15 protein-coding genes are annotated in these 20,956 nt (G+C 50.5%); 6 read left to right on the top strand and 9 right to left on the bottom strand.

Features of this window, described 5'->3' with window-relative positions:
• Positions 1-66: 66 nt before the first annotated feature.
• The 4 genes from ACR9Y8_RS24695 to ribD all read right to left on the bottom strand — a co-directional run bounded on the left by ACR9Y8_RS24695 (position 67) and on the right by ribD (position 6,760).
• Complete coding sequence (locus ACR9Y8_RS24695; protein ID WP_481215922.1) at positions 67-1,566, bottom strand: RagB/SusD family nutrient uptake outer membrane protein; 1,500 nt, start codon at positions 1,564-1,566, stop codon at positions 67-69.
• Positions 1,567-1,582: 16 nt separating this feature from the next.
• A complete protein-coding gene (locus ACR9Y8_RS24690; protein ID WP_481215921.1) occupies positions 1,583-4,714 on the bottom strand; it encodes a SusC/RagA family TonB-linked outer membrane protein in 3,132 nt (1,043 codons plus the stop codon).
• 385 nt (positions 4,715-5,099) lie between these two features.
• On the bottom strand, positions 5,100-5,711 hold the full coding sequence (locus tag ACR9Y8_RS24685; RefSeq protein WP_481215920.1) for an IMPACT family protein: 612 nt from the start codon (positions 5,709-5,711) through the stop codon (positions 5,100-5,102).
• Positions 5,711-6,760, bottom strand: coding sequence for a bifunctional diaminohydroxyphosphoribosylaminopyrimidine deaminase/5-amino-6-(5-phosphoribosylamino)uracil reductase RibD (gene ribD, locus ACR9Y8_RS24680; protein ID WP_481215919.1), 1,050 nt, complete (start codon positions 6,758-6,760; stop codon positions 5,711-5,713). The genes ACR9Y8_RS24685 and ribD overlap by 1 nt, the downstream gene beginning before the upstream one ends.
• Before the next feature lie 49 nt (positions 6,761-6,809).
• Between ribD and prmC the strand changes: the two genes are divergently transcribed.
• Positions 6,810-7,685, top strand: a complete 876-nt coding sequence (gene prmC, locus ACR9Y8_RS24675; protein WP_481215918.1) for a peptide chain release factor N(5)-glutamine methyltransferase — start codon at positions 6,810-6,812, stop codon at positions 7,683-7,685.
• On the opposite strand, the gene ACR9Y8_RS24670 is transcribed toward prmC, so the two are convergent.
• From ACR9Y8_RS24670 to pepT, 3 genes are all read right to left on the bottom strand, one after another.
• Positions 7,663-8,073 (bottom strand): ExbD/TolR family protein, encoded by a 411-nt coding sequence (locus ACR9Y8_RS24670; RefSeq protein ID WP_481215917.1) that lies wholly within the window; start codon positions 8,071-8,073, stop codon positions 7,663-7,665. The genes prmC and ACR9Y8_RS24670 overlap by 23 nt on opposite strands.
• Before the next feature lie 8 nt (positions 8,074-8,081).
• Positions 8,082-8,801 carry a MotA/TolQ/ExbB proton channel family protein gene (locus ACR9Y8_RS24665; RefSeq protein ID WP_481215916.1) on the bottom strand — a complete coding sequence of 240 codons (720 nt, stop codon included), beginning with the start codon at positions 8,799-8,801 and terminating at the stop codon, positions 8,082-8,084.
• Between the two features lie 160 nt (positions 8,802-8,961).
• Positions 8,962-10,209, bottom strand: coding sequence for a peptidase T (gene pepT / locus ACR9Y8_RS24660; RefSeq protein WP_481215915.1), 1,248 nt, complete (start codon positions 10,207-10,209; stop codon positions 8,962-8,964).
• Between the two features lie 317 nt (positions 10,210-10,526).
• On the opposite strand from pepT, the gene metE reads away from it, so the two are divergent.
• From metE to ACR9Y8_RS24645, 3 genes are all read left to right on the top strand, one after another.
• Positions 10,527-12,836 carry a 5-methyltetrahydropteroyltriglutamate--homocysteine S-methyltransferase gene (metE, locus tag ACR9Y8_RS24655; RefSeq protein ID WP_481215914.1) on the top strand — a complete coding sequence of 770 codons (2,310 nt, stop codon included), beginning with the start codon at positions 10,527-10,529 and terminating at the stop codon, positions 12,834-12,836.
• A 106-nt stretch (positions 12,837-12,942) separates the two neighbouring features.
• The gene (locus ACR9Y8_RS24650; protein ID WP_481215913.1) at positions 12,943-13,185 is read left to right on the top strand and encodes a cysteine-rich CWC family protein; all 243 of its coding nucleotides are present in this window, start codon (positions 12,943-12,945) and stop codon (positions 13,183-13,185) included.
• Between the two features lie 2 nt (positions 13,186-13,187).
• A complete protein-coding gene (locus ACR9Y8_RS24645; RefSeq protein WP_481215912.1) occupies positions 13,188-13,595 on the top strand; it encodes an acyl-CoA thioesterase in 408 nt (135 codons plus the stop codon).
• A gap of 88 nt (positions 13,596-13,683) precedes the next feature.
• Here the strand turns inward: ACR9Y8_RS24645 and ACR9Y8_RS24640 are convergent, their stop codons facing one another.
• Entirely contained in the window at positions 13,684-14,112 is a 429-nt protein-coding gene (locus ACR9Y8_RS24640) for an FKBP-type peptidyl-prolyl cis-trans isomerase (protein ID WP_298732614.1), read from the bottom strand.
• 95 nt (positions 14,113-14,207) lie between these two features.
• Between ACR9Y8_RS24640 and ACR9Y8_RS24635 the strand changes: the two genes are divergently transcribed.
• Positions 14,208-15,377 carry an exo-beta-N-acetylmuramidase NamZ family protein gene (locus ACR9Y8_RS24635; RefSeq protein WP_481215911.1) on the top strand — a complete coding sequence of 390 codons (1,170 nt, stop codon included), beginning with the start codon at positions 14,208-14,210 and terminating at the stop codon, positions 15,375-15,377.
• A 148-nt stretch (positions 15,378-15,525) separates the two neighbouring features.
• Positions 15,526-16,443, top strand: a complete 918-nt coding sequence (gene fmt, locus ACR9Y8_RS24630; protein WP_481215910.1) for a methionyl-tRNA formyltransferase — start codon at positions 15,526-15,528, stop codon at positions 16,441-16,443.
• A 10-nt stretch (positions 16,444-16,453) separates the two neighbouring features.
• On the opposite strand, the gene ACR9Y8_RS24625 is transcribed toward fmt, so the two are convergent.
• Entirely contained in the window at positions 16,454-20,953 is a 4,500-nt protein-coding gene (locus ACR9Y8_RS24625; protein WP_481215909.1) for a hypothetical protein, read from the bottom strand.
• Positions 20,954-20,956: the final 3 nt, after the last annotated feature.

Here is a 20,956-nt window from a genome sequence, read left to right as displayed (position 1 = left end):
AAATTGCTTCGTCGCGCCTCCTTCATTTCCCTTCGCTGCTCCTCGCAATGACGGGAGGGGAAGCCCCTACTGCGGGTTCTGTTCCAGGTTGTCAAGATTCACATCCGTTTGCGGTATGGGCAGCAGCAGACGGTTCTGCGTTAGCTGGTAAGCATTAGCCGGGATGTAGGTATGCTGTTGTTTTTCTTTCACACCGTGGGCGTTCATCAATGTAATAATATTATTGGTACGGAGCAAGTCGTACCAGCGGTGGTTCTCAAATGCCAGCTCGCATTGCCTTTCATGGAAGATCGCGTCTCTGAAAGCCGCCTGGCTGTTCACCGTGGCAGCTGTTCTAGCGGGCAGACCTGCACGTGCTCTTACCTGGTTGAGGAGATTGAATGCTTCGCCGTTGGCCACAAAGCCCTGCTCATTCAGGCATTCTGCTATCATCAGCAACACATCTGCATAACGCAGCACCGGAAAATTATCATTGGTACGGCCCACTTCCGTAAAGCCGTGGTTATACTTTTTCACCCAGGGAATATTTACAAACACACCGTTGAGGGTAAAGCCGTCTGCCATGGAAACGGCTTTGCGCTTATCCCCTGCTTCATATGCAGCGATCATGTCCTGCGTGGGAATATTCCACCCGGAGCCGCTGCCATTGATACCGGTCTTGGTATCGCCGGTAACCGCGCTGCCCGATGTATAGGGCGCAAAGGTATACATGAAGTTGCTGAACAATCCTGTTTGTGAACCCAGGTACTGGATCTCGAAAATTGATTCCGGCCCGTTCTTTTTTACAGGATCAAAGATATCTGCATAGTTGGGCAGCAGCTGATAGCTCATGGTGGTTACCTTGCGCAGTGCTGCCAGTGCCTCTGCATATTTCTTTTGTGTCAGGTATACTTTGCCTAAGAGGGTGTTGGCGGTACCAGTGGTGGCGCGGCCTACATCGGCGCCTGTATAATTGGCGGGCAGTTTTGCCGCTGCTGCCGTCAGATCAGAAATAATCACGGCGTATACCTGGTCGATACTGGCGCGTCCTTTTGAAAGAGAAGAATCCGGCGACTGCACGGAGCTTAGCCTTAAGGGTACGCCGCCAAATTGCCGTACGAGGTTGAAATAGTGAAAGGCGCGCAGGAACTGCACTTCACCGGTGTACTGGTTACGTGCGGCATCAGACATGCTGACATCATCTATATGAGACAGCACATCGTTACAGCGGGAAATACCTATGAAGCTGTTGCGCCAGAAATTACTGATACATTCTGCAGTAGCGCCTACCAGGAATTCATCTACAAACTCCCACTGCTCTCTTCCCCTGTCAGCATTGTTATACTGGAAGGCGGTATTGTCTGATCTCATCTCGCCGAAGATCCAGTAGCTTTCGCGGCCCAGGTCCTGCAGGACGTTGTAGGCCGCGTTCACAGCCTGTTTGATCTCGTCTTCGCTTTTGTAGAAAACATTACCGTTGATGGTAGCCTCCGGGTTCAGGTCGAGGAAATCTTTTCCGCAGCCTACACCCAGCAGCGCCGTTGCTACCAGGATCATGATATATTGATGGATGGTGATTCGTTTCATAACGGAGATTTAGCATTTAAAAAGACAGGTTAAGGCCCAGTGTGAACGTACGCGCAATGGGATAATTGGTAAAATCTTCACCCGGTGTAAGGGCTGTGCTGGTAGCATTACCAGACACTGTTTTGCGGCTCACTTCCGGGTTGGCGCCGCTGTATCCTGTAAAGGTGTGCAGGTTCTGCACCCCGGCGTAGATCCTGGCGCCGCTGATGAACTTAGTATGCTCCAGCCATCTTCTTTTGAAATTATAGCCCAGTGTAATATTCTGGATGCGCATAAAGGAAGCACTTTCTATCCAGGAGGAATTCACATCGCGATAGATCACCCTTGCGCCGTTGGTGGTAGGCGTAACACCATCGCCCGGCTGTTGTGGTGAGCGCCAGCGGTTCAGCACCTTACGGTCTACATTGAAGATGCCATCTATATTCAGCAGGTACTGGTTGCCGGTTTTCATTACCTGTCCGCCCTGCGAGCCTACCAGCACCACGCCCAGATCAAAATTCTTATAGCTGAAATTGTTGGTGAGGCCCCAGATGAAGTCAGGATTAGGATCACCGATGATGGCAAAATCATTTACCGGTTCTATGATGCCGTTGCCATCCACATCTTTGTATTTGATGGAACCTACTACAGAGGTAACATGTTTGGGAGACCTGTTCAGGTCATCCTGGTCTTTGTAGATGCCTTCTACCACGTAGCCAAAGAAAAGGCCTACCGGCTTACCTACTTCTGTAATATGCTGGAAAGAACCTTCGCCGCTGCGGCCACTGTAGATAGGATCATTCTTGGCATTCAGGGCCAGCACCTTGTTACGGTTGAAGGCGATATTGGCATTGGTGGTCCATTTAAAGGCGCCGTCCAGGTTATCGCTGCTGATGCCTATTTCAATGCCCTGGTTCTTTATTTTACCAGAGTTGATGATCACGTTGGTATAACCGGAAGACAATGGTATCTCTGAATTATACAGCATGCCTTTGGTGATGCGCCTGTAATAATCTACGGTCAGGTTCAGGCGGTTGTTGAACAATCCCATGTCCATGCCCAAATCCAGCTGGGAAGATTCTTCCCAGGTAAGATCATAGTTGCTCAAGGAAGAGGCACTTCTGCCGTTGGCAATCTGTCCGCCGAAGGCGTAATTATAAGCAGCAATGTTGGACATGTACGTGTAGTTGCCGATGTTATAATTACCGGAAAGACCATAGCTGGCACGTAGTTTCAGGTCGCTGAGCCAGGTGATGCCCTGCATGAACTGCTCCTGGGAAGCACGCCAGGCAATAGCGCCGGAAGGGAATGTACCGTAACGGTTGTTGTAACCGAAGCGGGAAGAACCATCTGAACGCACGGTGACGGTGAAGAGGTATTTATCCATCAGCGAGTAGTTGATCCTGCCCAGGTAAGACAGTACTGCCCATTTCTGCACATCCTGCGAATAGGAAGGAATGGTGGCAGCAGCGCCGATGGGCTGGATCTTATCATCAGGGTAATTGGAAGCATTGATCTGCAGGTAATCCATCCTTTCCTTTTGCGCCGTATAACCTAATACCACATTCAGCGCATGATCTTTACCGAATGTTTTATCGTAAGACAGCAGTACTTCAGACAGCCAGTTCATAGCGCTGGATTTGGACTGCGAAGAGTTGGGAATGCTGGGCGGCGGATTGTTCACACCTCCCAGGAAAGAAGGATTGAATACAAAAGTAGAGCCGTTACCGTAATTCACATTGAAGCTCGCTTTTGCCTTGAGGCCGTTGATGATCTCGTATTCTCCATAGAGACCTCCCAGGCCGCTGAAGCTTTTTACATTAGTAACGCCAAACTCCAGTGAATTCAGGGGATTAGCCGCGCTGAACATACCCGGAGAGCTGATATAAGGGGTGCGTTGCCCTGCGTTATCATACACAGGTATCAGCGGACTAAGCCAGAGGCTGCGCGTGAGCACATCCGTAAAGCTGTTCTCAAAATCATTCACCTGCTGCGTGCTGTAGGTAGGCGCCAGGATGAGGCCTATCTTCACCTTGCGGCCGATGCGGCTTTCAATGTTGGCACGCACGCTGTAACGATCGTAGCCAGTGTAGCGCAATACGCCGTCTTGTGTGTAATAGCCTGCAGAAAAATTGTACTTCGTGTTCTCAGAGCCACCGCTCACGCTAAGCGTGGTATTGTGCTGCAGCGCTTTTCTCAGTACAGTATTATACCAGTTGGTGCCTTCGCCGTATTGTTCCGGGTGGCGGTATTCTTCGGGGATGTCGGCATCTGTAGGCGTTTGACCACGTGACGCGAAATCGTCTATGATAATATCCTTCCTGAACTGTGCAAACTCGCGCGCATTCAGCATTTGCGGACGGCCTTTCTGCGGCACTTCCTGGAAGCCGGTATTGGTATTGAGGCTTACTTTGGGCGTACCGCTTTTACCATGTTTGGTGGTCACCACTACAACGCCATTAGAACCGCGTGAACCATAGATGGCGGTGGAAGATGCATCTTTCAGCACGGTAATGGATTCGATGTCATCAGGGTTGATGATGTTCAGTGGACTGGCCTGCTGTCCGAAACCGGAAGACAGCGGGAAACCATCCACCACATAGAGCGGATCGCTGCCTGCGCCGATAGAGCCGGATCCCCTGATCCTGACGGCAGCGCCGCCACCGGGCGTACCGGTCACACTGGCAACCTGCACACCGGGCACCTGCCCGCTGAGTTTCTGATCCATACCAGCTACGGGCAGATCCTGCAGCTGTTTACCGCTGACATTGGCCACTGCGCCGGTGAGATCTTTCTTTTGTTGGGTTCCGTAACCGATCACTACGACTTCATTGAGCCCTGCGGTAGCGGAGGTCAGCTGTACATTGATCACAGACTGGCTGCCGACTGTTACGCGCTTTTCATCAAAGCCTATATAATGAAAGGAAAGTACATCGCCTGCATTGGCAGCGATGCTGAACTGTCCGCCGGCATTGGTTTGTGTGCCTTGTGATCTACCGGCTATCTGCACGGTAACACCCGGCAGCGGATTGCCGGAAGAGTCGGTGACTTGTCCGCTCACTGTGCTCTTTTGCTGTGCGGTAGCAGATAAGCAGCAAAATAATAACAGCAATTGACATAGCAATGGCGGCCAGCACCAGGGTTGTTTTTTGGTAGGACTTGAGTACATAACGGGAGTGGATTTAGCAATGAGTAATGGATAAATGCAAAGCACTATCCGGGCCTTCCGTTATACGAACGGAGGCAGCACGCAGACATTCAGTAATATTATATCAGCTACGCACGGATGCTAGCGGTATGCATGATGATTATGATAGTGGTGATACCTTTTCAACATAACGAGGAATAAGTTTTTGTTCAATAATAACAGGAGGTGGCGCTCCTTCTGAGTACGTCCTATCGAAGATGAAGTTAAATTAGCATAAAATATCAGGGCAACTGTCCTATACTATCTCAATCTGTGTATAAGCATGTGAAGCCTTATCCATCCCGGCGACACATCAATACTGCGTGCGGGAATTGGAAAACCACGGTAAGGGCTATATATCTGTTCTTTACTTTACGGCTTTTTTAAGCTCCCGGATCTCGAGTCCATAGATCTCTTTCAGCCGCAACAGGCAAAGTTCGCTGCCTGCTTTGGGGATCCCGATCTGCATATTGCAGAACAGCTGCAGCTCCTGAGAAAGCACGGTACAGTTGTGCTGTTTCACTACCATCATCACTTCATTCAGGATGGTATAATCAAAGGAGAGGGTATATTTTGCTTCTATATTCTTTTGCACGGCGGGGATCAGCTGCAGCACCAGGGCGGTAGCTGTTTTATAGGCGTTGATAAGGCCCGGCGCTCCGAGCAGGGTGCCGCCAAAATAGCGGACCACTATTACCAGTACATCGGTGAGCTGTTTGCTGTCTATTTGTCCAAGTATAGGTTTACCTGCAGTACCGGAAGGCTCTCCATCGTCGCTGGCGCGGAATTGCAGGCCGTCTGTGCCCAGGCGGTAAGCCAGGCAATGGTGGGTGGCTTTGGGGTGCTCTTTCTTCACTTCCTGCAGACGTTCTTTTACTTCGTCTGTAGTTTTAACAGGAAAGGCATATGCCAGGAATTTACTTCCTCTGTCCTTGTATTCTGCAGTAGCTGTCTTTTCAATAGTAAAGTATACTTCCATTATGTAATGTTCCTGTAATATGATATTCTGTCCCCTTCCAGGGTTGTTTCGTCAATTAATAATGCGCGGGGCAGTACCGGTGCTTTTTGTCCTTCGGGGAGGATGGTGGTAGTACCGTTAATTACCCGGGCTTCGTCCCAGAGGCCCGCTTCTATAAAACGCTGCAGTACATAGGCGCCGCCTTCTACCATTACGCTGGTGATATTCCTTTCGTATAAGCGTTCCATTAACTGGGGCAGCAAGGGCTGCCTGAAGTCTAGCTGCACGGTCTCCGTTTGTCCATCTACCGTCGCCTCTTTTTCTGTAAAGAACCAGGTGGGCACGCTATTGTCCCAGAGGCGATAGTGGCGGGGCGTTTTCAGCTCACGGTCTATTACCAGCCGCAGGGGACTTTTGCCCGGCCAGAGGCGGGTGGTCAGCTGCGGATCATCTGTCAGCGCTGTATTGGTGCCTACCAAAATTGACATTTCTTCGCTGCGCCAGCGGTGTACCAGCCGGTCGCTGTATTGGTTAGACAGGCGTACCGGCTCACCGGTGAGCGTAGCCATAAAGCCTGCAGGGCACTGCGCCCATTTGAGCACAATATAAGGCCGTTTCTTTTCATGGAAGGTAAAGAAACGCCTGTTGAGCTCACGGGACGCCCTTTCCAGCATGCCGACGCTTACATCTACACCCGCCTTCTGCAGTTTTTCAATGCCTTTGCCGCTTACTTCGGAGAAGCTGTCGGTACAGCCTATCACCACTTTGGGGATCTGCTGCTGCACGATCATATCTGCGCAGGGCGGCGTTTTGCCGTAATGTGCGCAGGGCTCCAGGCTTACATACATGGTAGCCCTGGGGATCAGCGGACGATCTTCTTCCGCCACCCGCTGTACACAGTCCACTTCTGCATGCGCCTGGCCGTACTGGCGGTGGTAGCCCTCTCCTATGATACGGCCCTGGTGCACCAGCACAGCGCCCACCATGGGGTTAGGCGCTACGCGCCCGGCGCCCAGCTGCGCCAGCTGCAGACAGCGTTGCATAAAAAATTCATCCTGGATACTGTTCATGCGAGGAACGTTATATAGTTTTGCAAAAATATCATTTTCAGATCATTGCATGAACATACAATCCGCATTTACCTATATTACCCAGGCCATAGCCCCCTTGTATGAGCCCCGGGAGGCTGCTAACATCGCTCATTTGGTGGTGGAGCACATTACCGGGCTCAGTAAGCTGGACCGCATTATTTACAAGGACAGGACGCTGGAACCCAGTCAACAGGCGCAGCTGGAACAGGCCGTAGCGGCCTTACTGGAACAGCAACCGGTACAATATGTAACGGGCACTGCCTGGTTCTATGGCATGGAGCTGATGGTGAACCCGCAGGTGCTGATACCCCGCCCGGAAACGGAGGAGCTGGTGGAGTGGATCGTGAATGATGTGCGGATGGATGGATCCTCAGATATGAGAATGCTGGATATCGGAACGGGCAGCGGGTGCATTCCGCTGGCGCTGAAGAAGGAATTACCGGCGGCCAGTGTGTGGGGCATTGACGTAAGCGTTGGGGCGCTGGAAACTGCAAAGGCGAATGCATTGCGGCAGGAGCTGGAGGTGCGCTTTGAACAGGTGAATGTGCTGGATGAAGGGGCGACAGCTGTATTGCCTTTTTTTGATATTATAGTGAGCAATCCCCCTTATATCAAGCAAAGCGAGCGTACCGCGATGCAGCAGCAGGTATTGGCGTATGAGCCGTCCTTGGCCTTGTTTGTACCGGATGAAGATGCCTTATTGTTCTACCGGGTGATAGCGGTGTTGGCAAAGCATAAGCTGGTGAAAGGCGGCTACCTGTATTTCGAGATCAATGAGGCTTTAGGCAATGAGGTGGTGGAATTGTTGAAAACAGCAGGATACAAAGATGTAACGCTGAAGCAGGATATATTTGGAAAAGACAGGATGGTGAAGGCGGCGTTTATCCCTTCCGCTGCGGATTAGCCGTTGCCAGTACCACCTTGGCACCTATCTCGCGCGCCAGTTCCATTACCCGCACAATATCTTCTACAGGTACTGATTTCTCTGCGTTGATCACGATGGTAGGATCTACATTTTCGCGGGCGATGGATGGCGCCAGCTTCGCTTTCAGGCTTTCAAAGGGCACTTTGTTGGTGCCGATGAAGAATTCCCGTTTATCATTGATGCTTACTACTACTGTTTGTTTAGCCTTGGTATTGCTTTTGGCTTTGGGCAGGGTAAGCTTTATTACATTAGGATTGGCCAGGGTGGATACAATGAGGAAGAACAGCAGCAGGATGAACAGGATGTCATTCAATGCTGAGTTATGCAGCTCTACCTGGCGTTTGCCTCTTCTGTTGCGCAAATTCATGAGATGCTCTATTTAGTAGGCTCCTGTAAAATATCAATAAACTCTGCGGAGGCTCCTTCCATTTTATTGATCACCTTATCTATCTGCGCGTTCAGGAAGCTATAGCCGATATAAGCCACGATACCGATAATAAGGCCGCTGGCAGAAGTGATCATCTTTACATAGATACCGCCGGCAATGGTGCCCAGGGTAATATCAGACGTGATGGAGATGTTGAAGAAGGTCTGGATCATACCGGCGATGGTACCCAGGAAGCCGAACATCGGCGCGATACCGGAGATAATAGAGAGAATGGTGAGGTTCTTCTCCATCTTGTATATTTCCAGCTTACCTACATTCTCCATGGACTTTTCTATATTCTCGATCGGCTTGCCTATGCGTTGAATGCCCTTATCGATCATGCGGGCAGCGGGGTTGTTGGTGTTCTTCGCAATGGAGCGGGCAGCGGCGATATTACCGATGGTGATGTAGTCACGGATCATCGGCATGAAGTTATCCGGCAGGTTGCCTGCTTTCGCTACCGTAATATATCGCTCTACAAACACAAATACCGCTATCACGGAAAGAATACCCAGTGGAATCATTAACACACCGCCTTTCATCAACAGGTCCAGCAGGTTAATGTGCTGATCAGCGGCAGTGGCGGCAGCATTGACGCCCGCAGCCACGGTATCCGCCTTTGGCAACAACAAGGAATCCTGCAGTAATGTAACAAGTCCGAATAGCATGTCTAAAATTTTAAACCTTGCAAAAGTATTAAATTAAGGTACAATAAGTTAATGTAAAAACGGAAAGGAACTAATATTTATTATTGTCGTAAGTCATTAGTCGTAAGTCGTAAGTGATTTACGCGAATATTTCCCCGACTTATGACTTATGACTTACGACTTATGACTTCTCTTCCCATACCTGCACCAGGTGTACAATCGTTTGAACAGCCTTTTGCATGTCCTGGATGCTCACATATTCGTGCTTGCTGTGCAGGGCCATTTCGCCGGTAAAGACGTTGGGGCAGGGCAGGCCCATAAAGGACAGGCGTGATCCGTCTGTACCGCCGCGAATAATCATTTTCAGCGGTTCCACACCGGCGCGGCGGATAGCTTCTTCTGCATAGGCGCATACCTGTGGGTGTTGATCCAGGATCTCTTTCATGTTACGGTACTGCGGCGTTACCTTCATAGCGGCGCTGGCCTGCGGATGGCGCTGCAGCACTGTTTGCATGATGCTGCGCAGCACTTGTTCATGCGCTTCCAGTTGTGCGGTAACAAAATCGCGAACGATAAAATCGATCTCCGCGCTTTCCACGGTTCCCTGTATGCGTACGGGGTGAACAAAACCTTCGCGCCCTTCAGTAGTTTCGGGCGACAGGCTGTTGGCGGGCAAGGCCGCTACTATCTCCGCAGCTATCTTGATGGCGCTCACCAGTTTACCTTTTGCGGTGCCCGGGTGTATGCCTACTCCCTGGATGGTGATCCTTGCTGCGTCTGCAGAAAAGGTCTCATCCTCCAGCGAGCCCAGTTCTCCCCCATCGAGTGTATAACCATACTGCGCGCCCAGTTTTTGCATATCCAGCTTTTCCACGCCCCGTCCTACTTCTTCATCGGGCGTAAACAGGATGCGGATAGCGCCATGCCTGATGTTGGGATGTTTTAGCAGGAAATGGGCCGCATCCATAATGGCTGCTACACCGGCCTTGTTATCGGCGCCCAGCAAGGTAGTACCGCTGGCGGTAATGATATCGTCCCCTATCTTTCCCTGCAGGTAGGGATGTTCTGCAGCACGTATCACCTGTGAAGGATCATCCGGCAGCACAATATCGCTTCCATCATATTTATGGTGAATGAGCGGTTTTACGTTGGCGCCGCTGCAATCACTGGAAGTGTCCATGTGCGCACAAAGGCAGATCACTGGTACCGGCTTGTCTGTATTGGCCGGAATGGTGGCATATACATATCCATGTTCATCCAGCTCCGCATCGGCGATGCCTATGGCCTGCAATTCCTGTACCAATAAGCGGCCCAGGTCTTTTTGTTTGGCGGTGGATGGAAAGGAATCGCTCAGCGGATCCGATTGTGTATCGATCTGAGCGTAACGCAGAAAGCGTTCAGTGACAGTATATTGATAATTTGAAAACATCTGCAAACGTAAGATTTTCTTTTTTGCTGTCCCTATGCTAATAAAAATAGAATATCATTCCGTTTTACAGCTCATTTTTGATATAAAAATCCAAATAATTTCAATTTGGCTATTTATTCTTTCTATCATTCTAGGTTTGCATAGGAAAATACACCTGAGATGTATGCCTTCGCGGAAAAAGGAAATACAATTAGTTGTCAGTTGACGGTTGCCAGTGATTGACATTGGTCTTCAACAACTATCAACTGACAACTGACAACTGACAACTGTGAGCTCCTTTTCCGCGCTACATTTTTCACTTCTAAAACATTGCAAGTATGCAAACCAATGTTCTTGGTTACCCGCGTATTGGTAGCCACCGTGAACTGAAGAAAGCCTGCGAAGCCTATTGGGCAGGCAAAATGTCGCTCGAAAAATTACAGCTCACCGCCAGGCAGCTGCGCCGCCAGCACTGGGAAACCCTTCAGCAGGCAGGTATTGACCTGATTCCTTCCAATGACTTCTCGCTGTACGACCAGGTATTGGATATGTGCCTGATGACCGGCGCTATTCCTGCACGTTTTCAGGCGCTGAAAGACAAGCTGGCCAGCGCTGCAAGCCCCGAACTGTATTTCGCGATGGCCCGCGGTTACCAGAAGAACGGGCTGGATATTACCGCCATGGAAATGACCAAATGGTTTGATACCAACTATCACTACCTGGTGCCTGAATTTGACGGCAGCCAGCAGTTCAGGGTGTTGCATGATAAATGCACCGAGGAATTTAAAGAGGCCCTTTCACTGGGCATACATACCAAACCGGTGCTAGTAGGCCCTATGAGCTTCCTGCTGCTGGGCAAAATCAAGGAGGAGCGCCTGCGTCCCGGCGAGCTGCTTAACCAGCTGCTGCCTGTATACATACAACTGCTGAAAAACCTGCAGCAGGCAGGCGCCACCTGGGTACAGCTGGATGAGCCCTGCCTGGTGCTGGACCTTACGCCTGAACAACTGCGGCTTTACCAATATGCCTATACGAAGATCCATGCCGCCGTACCCGGCCTGCAGCTATTGCTGGCCACTTATTTCGGTAGCCTGCAGGAAAATGCCATGCTGACGCTGGAACTACCGGTGCAAGCCCTGCATATAGACCTGGTACGCGCGCCAGAGCAGCTGGACGCCATACTGGCTGCGCTGCCCCAACACCTGCAGCTGTCGCTTGGCGTGATCAATGGCCGTAACATCTGGAAGAATAATTATGAACAATCACTCCAGCTGGTACAAAAAGCTGTAGACGCCATTGGAGAAGAGCGTGTGCTGCTGGCTACCTCCTGTTCCCTGCTGCACTCCCCCTATGATCTTGCCCTGGAAACAGACGAGCAGGTACTGACACCACAGATCAAAAGCTGGATGGCCTTTGCCCGGCAGAAAGTACAGGAACTGACCGAACTAAAAGAGATCCTGGCCGGTAATAAGGCCTTACTGGACGCCAACCGTGCATGCCTGCACGAAAAAAGTACTGCGTCGATCGTGCACAAACCCGCTGTAAAAGCCAGGGTAAAAGCACTGACCGAAGCCGATGCCAGCCGCCTTCATCCATTTCCCATCCGCCAACAGGCGCAGGAAGCCCTGTTGCAGTTACCCTTGTTCCCCACCACTACGATCGGTTCCTTCCCACAGACAGAAGAGATCAGGAAACTGCGTGCCGATCTGAAAAAGGGTATCATCACCAATGGCCAGTATGATACCGCGATCCGCAAAGCCATTGCGGAAGCTGTGAAATGGCAGGAAGGCCTGGGCCTGGACGTATTGGTACATGGAGAGTTTGAGCGCAATGATATGGTGGAATATTTCGGTGAACAGCTGGAAGGTTTTGTGTTCACGCAGAATGGTTGGGTACAGAGCTATGGCTCCCGCTGTGTGAAGCCGCCGGTGATCTATGGCGATGTACAGCGCAGCCAGCCGATGACGGTAGACTGGAGCAGCTTTGCGCAATCGCTTACCCGCAAGCCCATGAAGGGCATGCTTACCGGGCCGGTAACCATCCTGCAATGGTCTTTTGTACGGGATGACCAGCCCCGTTCAGCTACTGCCCTGCAGATAGCGCTCGCTATCCGGGATGAGGTACAGGACCTGGAAAAGGCGGGGATTAAAGTAATACAGGTGGATGAGCCTGCGGTACGTGAAGGGCTGCCCCTGCGCAAAGCGCAATGGCAGGAGTATCTTGACTGGGCCGTGCGGGCTTTTCGTGTAGCCGTATGCTGTGTAAAAGACCAAACACAGATCCACACACATATGTGCTATGCAGAATTCAATGACATCATTGACAGCATTGCCGCTATGGATGCAGATGTGATTACCATCGAAACCTCCCGTTCGCAGATGGAGCTGCTGGAAGCGTTTGCTGCTTTCCGTTATCCCAATGAAACGGGACCCGGTGTATACGATATTCATTCACCGCGGGTACCCACTATTGATGAAATGACGGCTCTGCTGGAAAAAGCGGTGCAGCTGCTGCCAGCGCGCAACATCTGGGTGAACCCGGATTGCGGCCTTAAAACCCGCAAATGGCCGGAAACAGAACAGGCCCTGCGTAACATGGTGGCTGCTGCCCAACAGCTGCGGGCCACGGCCAAGACTACCGTATCCTGACCATATAGACAACCACAGGGGGAGATCATCTGATCATCTCCCTTTTTCTTAACTTCGTGAATCGTCAATGCTAAAAGCCAATTGCTGACAGCTAAAAGCTATTAACATGCCTTCTCACGAAACAGTACACTGCCCCCGTTGCAAAACCATATTTGAATGCCGTGTGGGCAATGTGCTGCAATGCCAGTGCCAGGCAGTATCGCTCTCGGAGGACGAACGGCAATATATAAACGAACGCTTCAGCGGCTGCCTTTGTGCAGATTGCCTGCAGCACATGAAATCAATTTACAGGCAGGATCAATTCAAGCAACGCCTGCAGCAGATATTCTCTTTATTTGGAAAGCGATAAGTATGATGAGCTACGAAAAGCAAATTGCGAGGTCCGTTACCCGCATCTATAAAGCCGTATTTCCCAATACCGTTAATCATTACGATACCATGTTTGGCGGCACCGCCATGCAGCTGATGGATGAAGTGGCTTTTATTACCGCTACCCGTTTCAGCCGTATGCGCGTGGTGACGGTATCCAGCGACCGTATAGATTTTAAGAAGCCTATTCCTCACGGTACTATCATAGAGCTTATTGGGGAAGTGACACAGGTAGGAACGACCAGTTTAAAAGTGAGGGTAACAGTATATGTGGAGCAGATGTATTCCAATCATCGCGAGAAAGCAATCGAGGGCACTTTTGCCTTTGTGGCTATTGATGATCAGAAGCGGCCAACAGCGATTGTATTGCCGCCGGAGGAGGGGGCGTGAATTAAAAATGAATAATTAATAATCCCAATACTTGTATCTTTCCTGACACTTGTATTGGGATTATTAATTATTCATTCTTCATTATTAATTATTTGATTTCCACCAGCTCGATGTCAAATACCAGCTCTTCGCCTGCCAGCGGATGGTTAGCGTCCAGCGTGATAAACTCGGTGCCAACGGCTGCCACCTTTACGGGGAATACCTGGCCCTGGGCATTGCTCATCTGCAGGTCCATACCCACTTCAGGGTTCAGATCAGCAGGGATATTCGCTTTGGGGAAGTCCATGATCAGCTCTTCGTTTTTGGGACCATATGCCTGATCCACAGGGATTTGCACCGTCTTTTTATCACCCACCTGCATGTCCAGTACGCCGTTATCGAAGCCTTTGATCACCATACCGGCGCCCACCTGGAACTCGAGCGGCTCTCTTCCTTCAGAGGAGTCGAAAGTGTTCCCGTTGGTCAAACGGCCGTGATAATGCACGCGCACTGTATCCCCGTTTTTAACTGTTTGCATAATAAAAATTGTTAATTGTTAACATTAGATGTCTACTGCAAAGTAAGGAAAAAAGATCAAGGCGCACAAACTCAGCAATCCGTATTTTTACGGCCATGTACCGGTTTATTCAATTGCTGAGCGTGTTTCTGCTCTCTTTACAACTTGCTTACGGACAAACGCCTGTGATCACAGGAGCGGCCAGGACCGAAACATATCTGCCTTTGTTAAAAAATAAAAGAGTGGCGCTGCTGGTGAATCAAACCGCCACTATTGGAACAACGCACCTGGTAGATTCCCTGCTAAAGCTGCACATAAAGATCCAAAAGATATTCAGCCCCGAGCATGGCTTCCGTGGTAATGCCGACGCCGGCGAAAAAATAGGCAACAGTGTGGATGAACGTACCGGGCTGCCTATTGTTTCTCTTTATGGCAAACATCGTAAAGCAGATGCCGCCGACCTCCACGATGTAGATATATTGATCTATGATATACAGGATGTAGGCACACGTTTCTACACCTACATCTCATCCCTGCAGGAGCTGATGGAGTCTGCCGCGGAGAACAACAAACCATTGATCGTACTGGACCGTCCGAATCCCAACGGGCATTATGTAGATGGGCCGGTGCTGGATACCGCGTTCCGTTCCTTTGTAGGCATGCAGCCTGTTCCGTTGGTGCATGGCATGACCGTAGGTGAATATGCCCGTATGCTGAATGGTGAAAAATGGCTGAGCAATGGCCTGCGCTGCGAATTAACCGTGATCCCATGTCTGCGATACAACCATCATACCTTTTATGAGCTGCCGGTAAGGCCTTCACCGAACCTGCCGAATATGGCTTCCATTTACCTGTATCCTTCCATCTGCCTGTTTGAAGGCACGGCGCTGAGCCTGGGCCGTGGAACAGATAAGCCTTTCCAGGTGTTTGGCAGCCCGCTTTTTCCGAAAGACCTTTATACATTCACGCCGCGTAGCATGCCTGGCGCCAAAGAGCCGCCCCTGAAAGACCAGCAGTGTTATGGCTATGACCTTTCCGGCGATGCCAAAAGCGTATTGCAGCAAACAGGAAACCACCTGCAGCTGAAATGGGTGATTCAGGCTTATCGGCTGTACCCGGAGAAAGATAAATTTTTTACGCCCTTCTTTAATAAACTGGCTGGCAACAGTACGCTGATGCAGCAGATAAAAGAGGGAAAAAGCGAGCAGGAAATAAGACAAAGCTGGGAACCAGCATTGAGCCGCTTTAAAACGCTCCGAAAAAAATATTTACTTTACCCCCTTTAAATTAATAATGAATAGTGAATAATTAATAATACCAGCAAGCAATAATAGCCGGAAAGTAATATCGTAGTCATACATTTGTGCTCTGTTATTTTATTTATTCGTTTAATTAATTATTAATTTTTAATCATTAATTATTAATTCTTTACCGATGCGTATTGTGTTCATGGGAACGCCCGATTTTGCAGTTGCTTCACTGGATATACTTGTACAGCATGGCTATGATGTTGTGGGCGTGATCACAGCTCCGGATAAGCCTGCAGGCCGGGGATTACAGCTGCAGGAAAGCGCCGTAAAGAAATATGCGGTGTCTAAAGGACTGAAAGTATTGCAGCCTGAAAAGCTCAAAAATCCTGAATTCCTGGAGGAGCTGCGGGCGCTGAAAGCAGACCTGCAGGTAGTGGTAGCATTCCGCATGCTGCCTGAAGTAGTGTGGGATATGCCGCCTTTAGGCACCATCAATGTACACGCATCGCTGCTGCCCGACTATCGCGGCGCAGCGCCTATTAACTGGGCTATTATCAATGGCGAAAAAATAAGCGGCGTGACCACCTTTAAGCTGCAGCATGCTATTGATACCGGTAATATTCTTTACAATGCGCAAGTGAATATACGCGAAGATGAAACGGCCGGCGAGCTGCATGACGACCTGATGCAAACAGGCGCGCAGGTATTGCTTAAGACAGTGAACGCGCTTGCTACGGGCACTGCCGAAGAGAAACCGCAACCGGAGCTGGATCCGGCACAGATCAAGCATGCACCCAAGATCTTCAAAGAGGATTGCCGCATCAACTGGGAACAGCCACTGGAGAAGATCTATAACCTGGTAAGAGGGCTTAGCCCCTATCCTACTGCATGGACCACACTGCAGGATAAACAGCTGAAGATCTTCAAAGCTGATAAAGAATATACAACGCCATCTGTAGCGCCCGGCCAGCCTCTGACTGATCAGAAGAGCTTCCTGAAGATAGCCGCCCCGGACGGCTACCTGGTATTGCAGGAAATACAACTGGAAGGCAAAAAGAAAATGGATGTAGAATCATTCCTGAGAGGATACAGGTTTGAATAATGCGCTTTATTTAAAAGCGCATTATCAAAGCCTTTTCCAGGATGCCATAACCGTATCCCAGTTTAATAGTATCTCCTTTTTTAAGCGGAACAACACCGTGATTGATCTGTAAAGCATCTCCTGCTATAGGTAAGCTGCCAGTAAAGGCAAGGCTGTTACTGCCTTCTTCCATTAACATTACCGTACCTACGGCATCGCCATTCACATATACAGTAAGCGGCAAACTGTCTTTCGCTGCGGCATTGTAGTTCACAGGCGCCTGCCAGCGTATGAGCAGGGAACCTTTTTGCCGTTCCGCCTGCAAGGGCTGGTTGTCAAACCAGTTCAGCATGGCCAGGCTCACGTTCCAGGCAGTATTATGGTTTACCCATCCTTCCAGGTGACGATAGCTGCCTGAAGGGTTAAAGGGATACATTTCCGTTCCCGGCACACAATTCAACGCACCTCTTGCCAGTTCCAGCCTTGCGCATATATCATTGGGAAAGCCTTTAGGGAAAGCCTGTTCCACTTCGGGGAAGCCTTTCTCGGGATGATGCGCCGCATGCGCATTGAGGGGATTACGCCCATAGAGGTTATCAAAGTGTGCAAAGGCGATTTGTAAGAGCCGCTGCTTCACGGCGGTATCCGTCACTACAGCGGCGGCCTGTAAGGCAGATGCAGGGAAGCCGGCTACATTGCCTACTTCATTATAACCGGGCACTGTCCAGTTGCTGTCAAGATCATAGCGCCTGAAATCCCACATGTTATCAGAACGTTTGATCACCACATCCGCCCATTCGTTGATCTTCTGCTGTAAGCCACGTGGTGCATTATCACGATAATGCAGCCAGTAGAAGGAAAGGCCTGTCATCAGTACATGTTCGCTCATGCGCTGGCCTTTTGTTGTGAGCGGATCCTGCAGGTTCAGGGAATCAATGATCCAGCCTGCCTGTTGTTTAGCTGCCTGCATGTATGCATCAGGATGAGGGAGGCCTTCACGTTTGCATACTTCGTAGAGCAGCAGGTTAGGCAATACAGAAAAGCCGGGCGCGTAACGTCCTTTGGAGTTGCCTATCTCGCGGCGTATATCCAGCAGTCCGGCTTCTTTCCAATGAGATAAGGTGAACTCCAGGGCCTGTTTATATAAGCTTTCCGGGAACCATTTTTTCAGGTAAGGATAAGCATACAGGAAGTAGGCAAACTGCGATAGGGTTTGCGGATGCAGCTCCGGTGCCTTCTTTACATCACTGGGATCGGCTGTCTTCGGGTTCAGCAGGTAGTATCCCAGGCCCCAGTGAATGTTCCACATCACATCAGGTATATTCGTTCCAGTTAAGGGCGGTATCTCATTGAAGTAACGGCGTGCGGTAGCCAGCGCAGCCTCATCATTAGGCGCCTTTACCAGGTGGAAGGCGGTGTCCAGCACTTTACGCTTCATAGCGGCATAATCAATAGTAGCCGGCATCTCCTCGTACTTCAGGGGATTGGAAAGGTACATGAGTACCAGGGAAGGGATCTCGTAAGAGTAGAAAGTACCATCGCGCCAGGGACATCCACCATAGGCAGAAGGATGCGTGGCTACGATGCTGCGCGCATCGTTCATAAATTCAACAGAAGGCCGCAATGCCGCTTTTTCTATGGCAAAGGGCCCTATTTCAAATGGGTAGGATGTTGCACCCGGCAGTTTACTATCAGCCACATGGATCTCATAAGTGCCCCCCTTAGCCGGACGAAATGCGGTGAAATCACCGGTACCATGATCGGCTACGCCTTCAAACAACTTCTTAGTACCGTCCTTCTCCGTGATCCAGAAGCGCAGCTGCTCATTGGCGGCAGTAGGTACGGTAAAGCGCTTGGGCGCATTGATATTGTAAGCAGACTGGTTCACGCATACCCAATGCTGGCGGGCAACATATTGTGTATCTATCCGCGCATAGTCGATGGCCAGCACCCGCAGTCCGTAAGCAGGAATAGTGATCTCCTGTGTATTACCGGAGGGCAGGTCATATCCCTGCTGCTTTCCCGATTCATCCTTTATAACGCTCCTGGTAACGCGTACCTGTTCCCCGGGCATCACTTTATGGGTATTCAGGCGCACTACTGTCTGCCGGGATTCGTCATCATCATTCAGTAAGACTACATATAACTGCTTTGTAAAATCATCGGCAATGCTGATATAGTCCACCTGCGGATCGCTCACCTGCAGCATGCTGTCGGGCATATACAGTTTTGCCATACGTCCGAAAATTTTGCCGGATGCAAAGCCGTAACATTGGTGCGGGCCTACCTTAGGTGTGATGAAGCCACGGGGGAAAGTGATATTACCTTTGCTGCGCAGCTCTGCTTCTGAGAGCAGGTAATCAGTGATCCAGCCTATCTGCCACCAGGCATGATGCGGGTAAGGACCTGCACCAGCGTTCATGGTGTTCCAGTAGTAAGAGGCTACACCGGTGGGCTGGTGAACAAAAGCATCGCGGCCCCATGCGGCTGCCCGGGCCATATCGAGGAACAGGGAATCCTGTGTGAGCTTAAAAAGACGTACAAACATGCCTGCATGGCTGGCCAGTAAGATAGGCCCCTGCCCGGTAGCAGAGCCTATGCTGCCGCCGTGCTCAAAGCTGAGGCCTACCTGGCTGATCTCCCAGTCCTGCCTGGTTTCGCCCTTCACTGTTTTTTGCTTACGTGAAGGGATCGGGTGTGTATAAACGGAGGCCGTATAAATACGGGCGGTGGTAATAGCTGCTTCCCGGTATTTCTGTTGTCCGGTTAAATCATGCAGATCCAGCAATGCCTGTACGCTTTGCCCGGTGGCGAAATCAGCTACGAACCTTGCATCACCGCATACACCGAGGAAATATCCTCTTGCAGTAGCGGCTTTTATGAACCAGTCGGCGCCTTTCCGTGCTGCTTCCAGGTATTTCTTATCACCGAGTATGCGATAAGCTACTACCAGTCCGTAAAAGGTAGGACGCAGGTCTTCCAAATCCTCAAACAGGGTCTTTGAACTGTTATGGTCATAAGCTACTTCCCAGTGGCCATCTGCATGTTGCCATTCCATCAGCTTATCGGCGCCCATGCGCAGGCGTTCACGCAAAGGTTGGTTACCCGGCTCAAACAGCAGCACGTTGCCCATATCTGCCAGGGCGTAATAGGTGAGCGCGATCGGCTCTACATAAGGGCCCCACTCTTCTGTGAAACGGCGTCCTTTCCGAAGATAATACTGCCCGGTAACAGCGCCCTGGAAAAAGCCGGGCTCCTCCTGTTGCTGCGCCAGTTTAAAATTAAGCACATAGGGCAGGCGGCGGCGTTCCAGTAAAGTATCGCCGGTAATGCTGGCCAGCATCCACATGGCGCCGTAATCGGAATTCTTCATCGCATCTTTATCTGATCCTACTACGCCGCCCAGGTAATCCTGCGCACCCATTTCGAGACCCTTATAAGAGAAGGTGCGCCAGCGGGAAGTACTATCGGCCTTTACATAATGCAGCATCTCCATCACACGGTCTGTTAAGGACTGCTGCGTTTGTTTCAGCGCCAGGAAATCCTTGAAACGGTAGACATCATAGATCGCATGTTTGTATACGCTATACCAATCGGCTGCCTGCAGCGAATACCGGAAGCTGAAAGTGCGCTCCTCTCCTTCCTTCATATAGGAATCCTGTTGGCCCAATACCGGGTGATAGGCCGTAGGCGTTAGTTCGCCTTTCCTGTTCATTAGGGAGAGGCCCAGCTGCCAGTCGGAATGTGTGTTATGATCCTGTTCCCAGGGATCGCGGCCTGTACCAGGTGCAGGTATTACCGCGAGGGTAAGGCCGTTGCGGCTGCGCAGCAGGGGACAGAGCGTACTGGCGGTACGCTCTCTTACGATGATGGGCCGGTTGGGAATGCCCTGGCCGTAAGCGTAGCTATTCACCAAATCTGTTGCCAGCTTCTTTCCCTGGAAATAGCCGGGGATCATGCCCCAATCCAGGTCCTGTTCCGGCAACACTGCCAGCGAGGGACTAGCTATCGCATAATAGCCTGGTTTCTTTGCTTTCAGTGTAAGCGTTACGGTGATATCCTGCGGATAGGCGGGATCGAGCTGCCAGTTGGCACTGAGCTGCAGGGTGTCTGATGCGTAAGTGAACGCTATACCGGATGCGTTGAGCTGTTTGGCTGCAGCGGGATAAAAATGAATGGCCTTGCCTGCGGTGTTCATAGCCACCGGCGCCAGGTTCTCACTCCATCTTTTGATGAGGTATTTGTAAATAGGTTCCGGAAAGCTGGCAGCACGTTGATCTACCTGTTGCCGTAAAGCAGCGGTATCAGGTTTATTGGCGCTGTACAGTACAGTATATTCACCCGAAGGTTGTGGTAATGTTGTTTGCTTAGCACCTGCCTTTACCAGCTGGTAGCCTTTATGGCCTTTCTTCCATTCCAGTTCCAGCTGATCATTATGCAAGGTCAGCTTTTGCTGTGCGTTGCTATGAGCAGCTGCCAATACGCAAGCGCAAAAGACCTGGTAGAGATATTTACAATTCATTGTGAGCATGAT

Source organism: Chitinophaga sp. SVR4-12A (assembly GCF_056754765.1).
The sequence above is the reverse complement of the archived record's forward strand: the minus strand, read 5'-3'. Positions and strand labels throughout refer to the sequence as shown.